General features: G+C 71.1%; 7 protein-coding genes. 1 reads left to right on the forward strand and 6 read right to left on the reverse strand.

The annotated features are described in order from the left end of the window. Positions 1-15 precede the first annotated feature (15 nt). From ABEA43_RS40425 to ABEA43_RS40450, 6 genes are all read right to left on the reverse strand, one after another. On the reverse strand, positions 16-1,551 hold the full coding sequence (locus tag ABEA43_RS40425; protein ID WP_345570529.1) for a condensation domain-containing protein: 1,536 nt from the start codon (positions 1,549-1,551) through the stop codon (positions 16-18). Continuing rightward, the gene (locus tag ABEA43_RS40430; RefSeq protein WP_345570531.1) at positions 1,548-8,024 is read right to left on the reverse strand and encodes an SDR family NAD(P)-dependent oxidoreductase; all 6,477 of its coding nucleotides are present in this window, start codon (positions 8,022-8,024) and stop codon (positions 1,548-1,550) included. Before ABEA43_RS40430 ends, ABEA43_RS40425 begins: the two co-directional genes overlap by 4 nt. Positions 8,025-8,094: 70 nt before the next feature. Further along, on the reverse strand, positions 8,095-8,532 hold the full coding sequence (locus ABEA43_RS40435) for a VOC family protein (RefSeq protein WP_345570533.1): 438 nt from the start codon (positions 8,530-8,532) through the stop codon (positions 8,095-8,097). Continuing rightward, on the reverse strand, positions 8,529-8,789 hold the full coding sequence (locus tag ABEA43_RS40440) for an acyl carrier protein (RefSeq protein WP_345570535.1): 261 nt from the start codon (positions 8,787-8,789) through the stop codon (positions 8,529-8,531). The genes ABEA43_RS40435 and ABEA43_RS40440 overlap by 4 nt, the downstream gene beginning before the upstream one ends. Then, positions 8,782-10,617: an HAD-IIIC family phosphatase gene (locus ABEA43_RS40445; protein ID WP_345570537.1), complete on the reverse strand. Its 1,836-nt coding sequence runs from the start codon at positions 10,615-10,617 to the stop codon at positions 8,782-8,784. The genes ABEA43_RS40440 and ABEA43_RS40445 overlap by 8 nt, the downstream gene beginning before the upstream one ends. A 10-nt stretch (positions 10,618-10,627) precedes the next feature. Further along, the gene (locus ABEA43_RS40450) at positions 10,628-11,641 is read right to left on the reverse strand and encodes a 3-oxoacyl-[acyl-carrier-protein] synthase III C-terminal domain-containing protein (protein ID WP_345570539.1); all 1,014 of its coding nucleotides are present in this window, start codon (positions 11,639-11,641) and stop codon (positions 10,628-10,630) included. A 186-nt stretch (positions 11,642-11,827) separates the two neighbouring features. On the opposite strand from ABEA43_RS40450, the gene ABEA43_RS40455 reads away from it, so the two are divergent. Further along, the gene (locus tag ABEA43_RS40455) at positions 11,828-12,793 is read left to right on the forward strand and encodes a methyltransferase (RefSeq protein WP_345570541.1); all 966 of its coding nucleotides are present in this window, start codon (positions 11,828-11,830) and stop codon (positions 12,791-12,793) included. The last annotated feature ends 16 nt before the right edge of the window (positions 12,794-12,809 follow it).

Here is a 12,809-nt window from a genome sequence, read left to right on the forward strand (position 1 = left end):
AAAGGCCGAGCGTGATCAGCCGTTGGCCTCGCCCCAGCCGAGCATGAGCCGTTGCTCCTCCTGGGTGAGCATCGGCAGCCGTGAGATCGGCAGATCCGGATCGGCGGCGGCCGCGCCGAGCAACACCCGCAGATTCCCGACGAGTCGTTCGACCGTCGAACGCTCGAACAGGTCGGTGTCGTAGGTCAGCGCGCCGAAGATCTCCCCGTCGGCCTCGTGCAACTGGAGGTCGAGGTCATAGCGGGACATCGGGTGGGACACCGGGTGCGGCTCCAGCAGGAGGCCGCCGAGGTCCAGGACCAGGGCGTCCGCTCCCGACGAGCGCAGACCGAACAGCGAGGCGCCTCCGGCCCCGCCGGGGCCCGCGGCGGCCGCGCGGCGGAACCGGGCCCGATGCGATTTCTGCATGCCGAAGCTGATGTCGCACAGCGGTGGCCTGCTCGGATCGCGTTCGACTCTGAGCAGGTCGACGAGCGCCGCGAACGGCAGTCCCTGATGGTCCAATGCCTCAAGGACGGCGTCGCGGACGCGCCGGACGAGCAAGCGGAACGACGGAGCTCCCGACAGGTCCGCGCGCAGCACCACCGAGTCCGCGAAGTAGCCGACCACCTGACCGAACGACGCCTGATCACGATGCGCCATGGGCGTCGCCACACGGAGGTCCGTCTGCCCCGTGTGGCGGTGCAGCAGCGCGTAGAAGCCTGCCAGCAGGACGACGAACAACGTCGCACCTTCCGCGTCGGCGACCCCGCGGAGGGCTGAGGAGAGCTCGGCACCGCATTCGACGGCGCACCGGTCGCCTCGATACCCCCGGACGCGCGGGCGCGGCCGGTCCGTCCGAAGTCCGAAGTCCGGCGGCGCCCCGGAGAGCCGGCCTCCCCAGTAGGCGGCCAGCCTCGTGCCCTCCGCGCCGCCGAGCATCGCCGCCTGCCAGCGGACGTAGTCGGTGTAGCGGGCTTCGACTTCGGGCAGGTCCGGCGGCTTGCCGCACAGCCTGGCGACGTAGAGGCTCGCGAGCTCGTCCAGGCACTGGAAGACCGACCAGGCGTCCATGGCGATGTGGTGCCCGACCAGGAGGATGATCTGCTCCCCGTCCGGCCGGTCGTACAGGCGCCACCGCAGCACCGGACCGCTCTCCAGGTCGAAGGGGCGCATGGCCTCGGCGGTCAGGAGGGCGCCGAAGCCCGTCTCATCGAGGTCGCGGGCGTCGACGGCCTCCAGCCTGACCTGCCCGCTGTCCGGGCCTATCCGCTGGAACGGAATACCTTCGAGCTCAAGGTAGGACGTCCGCAGCATCGGATGGCGCCCGACCAGGTCGGCGAGCGCGCCGTCGAAGGCGGTCCGGTCCAGCTGCGACCGGACCCGCCAGGCGATGGGCACGTTGTACGCGGGATTTCCCGGGCTCACGCGATACATGAACCACATCGCCTGCTGGCCCTGGGAGAGCGGGGAGATCTCCTCTCCGCTCGCACGGCGCTGCAGCAGGGCGCATACCAGCGCGCGTTTCTCGTCCGGTGTGAGCCTGTCGAGCGGCTCGGTGAATCCGGTCACAAGGGCTTCTCCCCTCCGCCGATCAGTTGTCCCAGCATCGCCTCGACGTCACCGTCGGACATTTGGTCGATCTGTTCGGAGATGTGCTCCGACGGCAGTTCGGCCGCCCGCACGTTCGTACTCCCGGCCGATCCGGAGGGAAGGGCCGGCTGCGGCGGGGACTCCACCAGGCACGATTCGAGATGCCGGGCGATCTCCACGATGCTCGCCCCACCCAGGAGCCTGGCCGTCGAGACCACCACTCCGGTGCTGGATTCGATGGCCTGCCGCAGCTCCATGGCCATGAGGGAGTCGAGACCGATGGACGTCGTCGCCGCCTCCCGATCCAGCAGCGCGGGGTCGGTCCTGGTGATCCGCGCGACCTGCTGGGTGACGTGGTCGGCCAGGAGCTGTTCGCGCCGGTCGGGGGCCGCGGTGCGGAGCTCCTCCTTGAGGTCCTGGCCGTCCTGGTCGCTCCGTTCCGCGCCGTCGGTCTCGTACGTGGCCAGCAGGTCCCTCAGCAGGGAGCACCGCGTGGCCGTGGGCAGCGACTCCGCCCACCGCGCGGGCTCGAATCTGGAGATCGCCACCTGGACGGGCACGCCGGGCCCCGCCGCGAGTTCGCGGATGAGCGCGTCGAAGCCCTCGTCGGGGGAGAAGCTCGGCAGCCCCCGGTCTTCGAGGCGCCCGCCCCGGTCCGGGCGGGCGGCGAGGCCGATGTCCGACCAGGGGCCCCAGTTGATCGTGGTCGCGGGCATGCCGTGGTAGCGCCGGTGGTGGGCGAGCGCGTCCATGGCCGTGTTGCCGGCCGCGTAGTTGGCCTGGCCGGGGTTGCCGAGCAGCCCCGCGATGGAGGAGAACAGCACGAAGAAGTCCAGCGGAGCTCCCGCCACCAGGCGATGCAGGTTCCAGGCTCCTAAAGCCTTCGGAGCCAGGACCGTTTCGAAGTCCTTCCAGGTCAGCTGGGCCAGCGTACGGTCGGCCAGCACACCGGCGGCATGGACGATCCCGCGTAACGGCGGCGCGTCGCGCAGGACCGGGTTGACGGCGTCGGCCAGCTCCTCGTATCGGGCCACGTCGGCGCTTATGACGGTGACGGCCGTGCCCGCGGCCCTGAGATCGTCCAGCACCGCGGCCGCGCCGGCGTCCGGGGCCCGCCGCCCCGTCAGGACGAGATGCCCGGCCCCCTCCCGGGCCAGCGCCTGCGCGGTGCCCAGCCCCAGCGCGCCCAGGCCACCCGTGATCAGGTAGGTGCCGTCGGCGCGCACCGGCGCCCGTCCCGGCGCGCTGCCGGGCGCCGACGCCACGGAGATCAGCACCTTGCCGATGTGCCGGGCCCTGGCCAGGTGCCGGAAGGCCTCGTCCGCCGCGTGGACGGGGAAGCTCTGCCGGGGCAGTGGCCGCAGCTCCCCGCTCGCCAGCCGTCCCATCAGCTCCTTCAGCGTCTGGCCGACGTCCTCCGGCCGGTCGAGGAGCAGCGCCTCGACGTCGAGGGAGCAGAAGGACAGGCCCTTCCCGAACGGCGCGAGCCCGAGCTGGGTGTTCTCCTCGATGTCGCGCTTGCCGAGCTCCACGAACCGGCCGCCCGGCCGCAGCGAGGCGAGACCCGCCTCGATGGCGCCTCCGGACAGCGAGTTCAGCACGATGTCGACGCCCGCTCCGCCGGTGAGCTCCCGCACCTGCGCGGCGAACTCCACCGACCGGGAGTCCATGACATGCTCGATGCCGAGCTCGTCATGGAGATAGGCGCGTTTCTCCGGGCTGCCGGCGGTGGCGAAGACCTCGGCGCCGGCCGCGCGGGCGAGCTGCACGGCGGCGAGCCCCACTCCTCCGCTGGCCGAGTGCACCAGGACCTTGTCGCCGGCCCTCATTCCGGCCAGCCGTTCCAGCCCGTAGTACGCGGTCAGGAAGACGACCGGGACCGTCACGGCGTCCTCGAAGCCGAGCCCGTCGGGCAACGGCACGACGACACGGACGTCGGCGTTGACGTGGGAGGCCACGCACCCGCGCGAGGAGTCGGTGATGGCGATGACCCGCTGCCCGACCAGCAGTCCGCTGACTCCGGCTCCAAGGGCGGAGACGCGGCCGGCGCATTCGATGCCGAGCGGCAGGGACGCCGTCGAGGCGGCCGGGAGCACACCCATCGCGCGAAGAACGTCCTTGAAGTTCAGCGCGGCGACGTCCACCTCGATCTCGACCTCGCCCGCCGCCGGAGGATCGTGCGGGGCCGGGGCGATCCGCAGCCGGTCGAGCGGTCCCGGTGCGGGCATCTCCAGCCGGAAGCGCGTACGCCGCCGGAGCAGCGCGGCCCCCTTCACCGTCCCGTCCCCCTCGCTCACGACGTGCGGCAGGGAACGGAGTCTGGCCGCGTACCTCTGACCGTCGCGCCAGGCGACCTGGTCCTCGCCTTCCGCGTCGAGCTCGTCCCCAAGTGCATGGAGATGCCCGGGTTCCAGGTCGACGAGGACACAGTGCAGTTCGGGGTATTCGTGGGCGACGGTCCGGCCGAACCCCCACAGCGATGCCTGCGCGAGATCGGCCGGTTCGCCGGACGACACGGCGACCGCCTGCGACGTGACGATCCACAGCCGCGTGCCCGAACCGGCGAGCCCCTGGACCAGGTGGAGCGCGCCGCCGCAGCCGAGCCGGAGCGCCTCACCGATGAAGTCCTCGTCCGACGCCGCGTCGGCGGGAGCCAGAGCCCAGCCGTAGATCACTCCGTCGAACCGCTCCGCGGCCGTCTCTTCCACGAGCCTGGCGAGATCGGCCGGGGACGATGGGTTGACCTGGTAGTGGTCCTCCGCGAGCCGTTCGTACCTCTCGCCGGGATGGACGCGTACGCACGTGTGGCCCAGCGCGCTGAGCGTGTCGTGCAACCCGTCCCGGGGCCCGTCCAGGAGCAGGTAGCGGCGCGCGGCGGTGCCGGCCGGGCGCGGCGGGACGTCCAGTGGTTGCCAGACGACCTCGAACCGGGCGTCGCGCATCGGCTCGTTCGCCGTGGTCTCACGGCCGACCCGCCGCATGCACAGGTCCTCGGCCTCCAGGACGAGCTCGCCATCGCGGTTACTGACGACCAGCTGCGCCCGCCCGTCGTCGTCCAGGCGGGCCTGGACGACGCAGCCGCCGGTGATCGGGCCGTGCAGGCGGAGCCGTCCGAGGCTCACCGGGAGGTAGGTCTCGTCGCCGTCCGGCAGTGTGGCCAGGACCGCCTGGAGGCAGGCGTCGAGGACCGCCGGATGGACGACATGGGGGTCGCCGGCGACGGTGGCGGCCTCTGAGAGCTCTGCCCACGCCTCGTTTCCCGCGGGCGAGCGGCGAACCCGTTCGACCAGCCGGAACCGCGGTCCGTAGCGGAGCCCGCGGGCGGCGCACCTGCGGTAGAACTCCGGCCCCGCCAGCTCCTGCCAGTCCTCCGGCATCGTCCGTACGGGCGGGCGCGGCGCGGCTTCGCCACGCCTCACCTGCCCCTTCGCGTGTAGCGTCCACGCTCCGTCGCCCTGGTCGCTGAAGACCTGGAACGTCCGGCGCGGCCCGCTGCCGGTCATCGCCAGCTGTACCTGGGTGGTCCGCTGCTCGGGCAGCGTCAGTGCCGACGCGAAGATCAGATCGGTGAGCTCGTACGGCTCGCCGGCGGCTCCCCCCGAGGCCGCGAGTGCCATCTCGGCGTAGCCCGCCGCCGGGAACACCGCCATGTCGTCGACCCGGTGATCGGCCAGATACGGGGTGGCGCGTACGTCCTGCCACGACTCCCAGAACTCCGTCCCGGGGTGCGCGGCGAGCTGCAACCGGGTGCCCAGGAGAGGGTGCCCGCCGGCCCTTCCGGGCTGGGCCCGGCCACGCGGCGCGCCCTCGTCCTTGTGCGGGAAGGTCACGTGCTGCCATGGGTAGCGCGGGAGGCCGACATGACGTCCCTTGCCCGGATAGAGGCTGCGCCAGCCGGGCTCGTGACCGGCGACGTACAACTGGGCGAGCGACCCCAGCGCGACCTCCCCGCCCTCGTCGCGGCGCATCGAGGGCATGAGCAGCGGGCTGCTGTCGATGCCCCGGCCGATGGCGCCGAGCAGCACCGGATGAGCGCTGATCTCCACGAAGGTGTCGTGACCGTCGGCCACGAGCCGCTCAACGGCCGGCCAGAACGACACCGGCTTTCTGAGGTTGCTCAGCCAGTAGTCCGCGTCCAGCAGTTCGGCGCCGGGGTCGGAGGTCGAGTGGAACGCCGGTCCGGCGCCGGCCGCGACCGGGCGGATGTCCTTGATGTCCGCGCGCAGGGCCTCGCGCAGGTCGTCCATGTGCGCGCTGTGGGCGGCCACGTCGATGTCGATGCGGCGGCAGAACACCGCACCGCCCTCGAGGTCGGTGACGATCTTCTCGATCACGTCGCGGTCGCCGGAGATCACCGTGGTCGCGGGCCCGTTGAGCGCGGCGACCGAGACCCGGCCGTCATGGGGGGCGACCAGCGTACGGGCGTCCTCGTGCGACAGCCCTACGACGGCCATGCCGCCGCGGCCCCTGGTGGTGGCCATGAGCCTGCTGCGGGCGCGGATCACCGAGGCGCCGTCCTCAAGCGTGAGCCGTCCGGTCGCGCAGGCGGCGGCCACCTCGCCCATGCTGTGCCCGATCACGGTGTCCGGGACGATGCCCCATGATCGCCAGAGGGCCGCCAGAGCCACCTGTACGGAGAAGAGCAGCGGTTGCAGCACGTCGATCGGGAGAGCGGTGGTCTCCTCGGGCGGGCCCGAGAGCATCTTCAGGACCGAGCGGTCGCTCCACTCGCCGAGCACCGTGTCGCACCGCTCGATGTACTCACGAAAGACGGGCTCGGTGGCGAGCAGGTCCGCGCACATGCCCGGCCATTCGGAGCCTTGGCCCGAGAAGACGAAGGCGATCTTGCCGCGCCGTGCCGGGACCCGGCCCGCGACGGTTCCGGCCCGCGGCCTGCCGTCCGTGAACGCCCGCAGCGACTCCCGCAGCTCCCGCGCCGACGTCCCCTGGACGACCAGCCGGTGCGCCTCGTGACCGCGACGGGTCGCCGCCGCCCCGCAGACGTCCTCGGCCGACGGGCCGCCCGCCTCCGTCGTCCGGGCCAGAACCTCGTCGTAAAGGGCGGCCGAGTCGGCCAGGGCCTGCTTCGAGCGGGCCGATATGGGCAGCAGGAGCCCGCGGCCGCCGGCGACCCCGGAGACCGGGTACGAAGTGGGCGCGGCCTCCAGGACGACGTGGGCGTTGGTCCCGGTGATGCCGAACGAGCTGACCCCGGCGAACGCGGGCGCGTCGTCCGGCCACGGCTCCAGTTCCCGCTGCACCCGTACCGGCTGCCGGTCCCACGCGAACGCCGGGGTGGGGTTCGCGCAGTGCAAGGAGGGCGGCAGCGTCCTGGTGTGCAGGCTGAGCGCCGTCTTGATCACGCCGACGATGCCCGCGGCACCCTCGGTGTGACCGATGTTCGTCTTCACCGAGCCGACCTTCAGCGGCCGGTCGGCGGGTCTGCCCTCGCCGAGGACCGCCGCCAGGGCGGACAGTTCGACCGGGTCCCCCACGGACGTGCCGGTCCCGTGGGCCTCCACGTAGTGCACCTGCCACGGGGGCAGATCGGCGTCGGCGTAGGCGGCGTGCAGCACCTGCTCCTGGCCCGACCGGCTCGGAGTGCCCGCGGAGGCGCCGGTCCGGCCGTCGTTGTTCACCGCGCTGCCGCGGATCACCGCGTACACCCGGTCGCCGTCGGCGATCGCCGCGCCCAGGGGCTTGAGCACGACGACGCCGAAGCCTTCGCTGCGCACGAACCCGTTGGCGGAGGCGTCGAACGCCTTGCAGTGCCCGTCCGGCGCCAGCATGTTGCCCCGGGAGAACGAGACGCTGATCCCGGGGTCGAGAAGGACGTTGGCGCCCGCGGCCAGCGCGAGATCGCTCTCGCCGCGCCGCAGGCTCTGACACGCCAGATGCAGCGCCACCAGGGACGACGAGCAGGCGGCGTCGACCACCATGCTCGGCCCCTGCAGCCCCAGCGCGTGCGACAACCGCCCGGCGATCACGCTCCTGGACGTGCCCCGCATCGAGTAGAGGTCGTTGTCGAGGAGGTCGGCCGACTGGATGCACTCGTAGTCGCTGAAGTGCACCCCGGCGAAGACCCCCGTACGCGACCCCGCGACCCCGGACGCGGGCAGGCCCGCGTCCTCCAGGGCCTCCCAGGCGACCTCCAGGAGGATCCGCTGCTGAGGATCCGTACGCGCGGCCTCCCGGGGCGAGATGCGGAAGAACTCCGCGTCGAACTCGTCAATACCGTCGATGAATCCACCGAGACGGTTGTTGATTTTTCCCGGGGTGGCGGGCGTGGAATCGTAGAGGGCGTTCGCGTCCCAACGGCCGGCGGGGACCTCTCCGATGGCGTCCCGTCCCTCGCACAGGAAACGCCAGAAATCCTCTGGGCCACGCGATCCGGGAAGTCTGGTGCCAATTCCGATAATCGCGATCAGTGCTTCGTCGTTCGTGGAGCGCACCGGATTCCCCTTTGCCTTTCGACGCGGACGTTCCGTCCGTTCGAGATTCTGCGGAAGCGCAATATTTTTTCTATACGGAATTTTCGCGCTTCGCAGGCCCGTACTCCACGAGTTCCACGAGAAAAGAGGCGGGCCGGGGGACGTACATGAAGGCCACCTTCATTCCCGGGCGTGCCCCGCGGCAGGGTTCGGCGTCGACGGGGGACAGTCCGAGTCCGCGCAGCCTGCGCAACTCGGCGCGGACGTCGTCGACGACGAAGGCGATGTGGTAGAGCCCGGCCCCCTGACCGGTGAGCCTGCTGTCGATCGCCGAGCCGTCACGCGCCGGTGAGACGATCTCGATGTCCGTCCCGATGGACCGGTCCGGACCACGCCAGAATTCGCAGGCGACCCCGTAATCGTCGGCGGTGCCGCCGTCGATGCGGGACAGCCCCAGCGCCCCGAGGAACTCCCCCACCCGGAGCGGATCGGTCGTGGCCAGCCCGATGTGGTCGACGCCGACGATCATGACGCGGGCGTCTCACGTCCGGCGCCCGCGGCGCGCGCCACCAGGCTCGTCAGCTCTCCGATGGTGCGGACGGCGTGGAACTCCCGCAGGTCCAGCGTCACCTCCAGCCGGCTCTCCAACTGGGCCAAGGCCTCAAGGGAGCCGATGCTGTCCCATTGGTAGTCCGCCAGGACGTGCTCGGCGCGCAGCCGATCAGCCGCCTCGCCGAGCACCTCAGAGACGATCTCCAGAACGTGTCCCTCGACACTCTCACTCATGTCCGCTCCTCTCATTCATGGTGATCCAGGCCGGTACGTCCACCGTCGCCGTGCTCAGATCGAGGACGAACTCGCCGTCGCCGGCGTCCTCGAACCCGGCCTCCGTCCAGAACCCGGCGGCGACGCCGTTGCGCTTCGACGGGACATATCGGCCGACCAGGGTTTCCGCTCCGCTCTCCGCGGCGCTCCCCGCGAGCCAGGCCGCGATCGCCGTCTCGATGCCGCGGCCCAGCACCCGGCAGCTCAGCACCAGGTTCAGCACGCGCCAGGAGCTCTGGCCGCGCTCGGCCCAGAGCGCTCCGACCGCACCTTCCGAGCCGAACCTGTCGGACACCGACACCGTGGCCACCAGATGTCCCGGGCTCGTGCTCAGTTCAGCGGTCTGCGCCTCACCGAACCTGACGCCCGTGAGGTTGAACTGGTTCGTCCGCGCCGCGAGCTGTGCCGCCCGCGGCACCGTGAACGACGTGACCGGGGCGATCTCCACCTCGATCTTCAGGGCGCGCAGGTAGTCCGCGGCAGCGTCGTACCCGCCGGAGAACTCGACCCGCTCGGCCCGTGCGCGATAGAGCTCCGCGCGCCGCCGGTCCGCCTCGGTGAGCGACAGCGCGTCGAACCAGCCGTTCCGCAGCAGCGAACGGACCAGGTGCGCGGGATCGCCCGCCGCCGAGACGATCGCGACCTCGGGAAACCGGCTCGCCACCTCCGCGCGTTCGAAGTCGGTGTCGTCCATGAAGACGAAGGAGGAGACCGGCAGGCTGAGGGCGTCGGCGGTGCGGCGCAGGTTCTCCGCCTTGGACGACCAGTTCACCGCCCGCACCGTGAACGCCTCGGGGCGCAGCACCATCTCAGGGTGGGCGTTCATGGCCGCCTCGACGGGCTCGGGGTCGTTCTTGCTGGCCAGCACGAGGATCACGCCCTGGTCGAGCAGTCGCCGTACGGCGAGCTGTACCGCGGCATAGCAGTTCCCCGGATAGAGGCCGCCCAGCTGCACGCCTCCCGCGCCCACCTCGCCGAGCACCCCGCCCCAGAGCGTGCCGTCCAGGTCGAGGACGAGCACCTTGCGGGACAGGCCAAGTCCGGCCTGGACGATCCGGCGGACCTGGCGGGCGAGCAGCAGCAGCGCGCCGTCGGAGTACGGCATGTCGCCGTACCGGTGCATCCGGTCGTCCCGGACGGCGTATGGCTCGTCGGCCATCAGCCCGGCCAGGTCGACGACCTCGACCTGGGGGTGTTCGTCGCCGAGGGCGAGGATGCCGGCGTTCAGCTCGTACCAGAGCCTGGTGATCCGAGTCCGGGCGCGCCAGCTGATCAGGGCGTCGCGCAGCTCGGCGGGGAGCGGGACCGTGTGCAGGATCAGCGTGGCGGACGAGTGCCGCGCCGCGGCCGTGACCGCCGAACCGAGATCGACCAGTCTGGCCCGTATGTGCTTCTCCAGCGCTGTTGTGTCGTCGGCCACCCAGTCACGCGGTACGAAGAACGACTCGTCGATGAGGGCGGTGACGAACCCGGGCGGCTCGGGGCGGGCGAACACCCCGGTCGTCAGCTCCCTTTCGAGCGAGCCGTGATCGCCGACGGTGAGCTGGGGGAACACCCCGGCGGAGACGAGCTGTGACAGGAGCAGCTGCTCGTACGGACCGATCGTGCACGTCGCCAGGACCGTCACCGCGACGATCGGCGCGTCCTGCGGGCGCAGCCCGGACAACAGCCGCCCGGCACGCCGGGACAGCGCCGGATCGGTCGTGTCCCGGAGAGCCGCTCGCGTCTCCGGATCCGGCAGCCGGCGCTCGCCCACGGCCGTTCTGAGCGCCTGCGGCAGTGCGTCCATGTTCACCCTTTCAGACCCTGATGAGGCTGCAGTACCACCGCATGCCGATCGACGTGCCGGTCAGCGCGGCGAGATCCCCCGGCGAGAGGTCGCCCCGGTCCCAGCGCAGGCCGAGCATGGCGAGCTGGTCGACGGCGCCCATGTGCCCGTGGATCGCGGACAGGCCGGCGTTGGTGCGCTCATGAGGGATGCCGAACGGCCGCGCCACGTCGGCGATGGCGTCGGCGCTCTCGTTGAGCGCGAAGACGTGCGTGAGCTCGGCCGGGTCCACCCCCGCCCGATCGCACGCCTTCCGGATGACCTCGGTGGAGCGGTCGGCGAGCGCGTCGACGAAGGCGCGCAGGCGGCGCGGGTTCTTGTCGAAGTGCGCGTGGACCCTCTCGGCGCCCGCGGACGCCGTGGCGCTCGACCAGCCGGGCGGTGGCACCGGGGCCACGGCTCCCCCGTAGTCCGTGCGGAACCAGTCGCAGAACTCCGGGTCGGTGAACTGCTCGGTGGCCAGCCACCGGTTGCGGGGATGGTCACGCCGGAGGAGCGCCGCGACGGCTCCGTCGCTGTGCACGGCCGTGTTGACGGTCATCCGGTTGCGGTGGAACTCACTCACCCGGTTCACCGCCACGAACAGGACCGTCTCGATCTCCGGCTGCATGGCCAGCACCCCCGCGACCAGCCCCAGGCCGGTCACGCCGCACGCGCACCCCTCGGTGAGCAGCAGCGTCTGGATCTTGTCGATCTTCAGCTCGCGGGCCAGCGCCGCGGAGGAGTCCCAGTGCGGGTACTCGGGCAGCTCGGAGACCGCCACCACGAGCAGGTCCAGGTCCGCCGTGCCGCACCCGGCTCCGTCCAGCGCGTCCCGCGCGGCCCTGGCCGCCAGGTCGGTCGCCGTCACGTCGTCGGGGGCCCGGTGGAAGGTGCGGTAGCCCATGCGGGCAATGCGCTCCGGGTCGGGCACGTAGTCCGCGGCGACCAGCCGCACGTCCTGGTCGACCCCGAAAGCGTACCCGAATCCAGCGATCCCGAACATTCTGCCCCCGCGCGCTCGTTCCGTCGAACTTAATTATGGAAAACGCGTCTATATATCTCCGATATATACTGTCGCCGCCATTGGCCAGCGCCACCCAGAAAAGTTAGAATTCTCACCTGAATTACTTTCGAGTGGAAACGGACGGGGCATATGCTACCGAGCGAACTCGAACGCACCGTATATGGAGTGATCTCCACTTCGGTCCTCCATGTGGCGGACAAGCACGGTGTTTTCTCACACCTCATCGAGTACGGCGAGTCGACGAGCACGGCGCTGGCCGCGGCGCTGGGAGTCGAGGAGGAGACCCTTGAACGGGTTCTCCTTGTCCTGGTCGCTTTCGGCGTCGTACGGATGGCGCCCGATGGCCGCTGTTCCCTGCCCGAGGAGATACGCCCGTACCTTGACAGGAACGACGCGCGCTACATCGGCGGGTTCGTCGAGCACATGGTCACGGAGACCTCGAAGCAGATCGACCGCCTCGACTCCTACCTGCGGGACGGCAAGGCCGCGGTCGATCGCGACCTGCCCCCGCCGTTCGAGACGATCTACCGCGACGACACGGCCACCCGGAACTTCCTGCGGGCCATGTGGGATCTCAGCTTCGGGCCGTCCCAGGAGATCGCCGCCCTCGCCGGGCTCGACGACGTCGCCATGCTGATCGACGTCGGAGGCGCCACCGGTCCCTTCGCCACGGCGGCGTTACGGCACTCCCCCGCGCTGCGCGCGACCGTTTTCGACCTGCCGCAGGTCGAACCGTACCTGCAGGAGTCCGCCAGGAAGCAGGGGCTGACCGATCGGCTGGCCTTCGCGGCGGGGGACTTCTTCACCGACGAGATTCCCGCGGGCGACTGCGTCGCCCTCGGGTACGTGCTGTCGGACTGGACCGATGAGACCTGCGCGAGGCTGCTGGAGAAGGCCTTCCGGGCGTGCACGCCTCCGGGCCGCGTGCTCATCATGGAGAGGCTCTTCGACGACACGCGTACCGGGCCGCTGTCCACCTCGGTCATGAACCTCACCATGCACGTCGAGACCGAGGGGCGGCACCGTACCGCGGAGGAGTACCGCTCGCTGCTGGAGGCCGCCGGGTTCACGAACTGCGAGGTGCGCCGGACCCGCGGCGAGAAGCACCTGATCATCGGCCACCGGAAGTAGCCCCGCGCAAACGGCC

Source organism: Nonomuraea rosea (assembly GCF_039539705.1).
Lineage (GTDB): Bacteria > Actinomycetota > Actinomycetes > Streptosporangiales > Streptosporangiaceae > Nonomuraea > Nonomuraea rosea.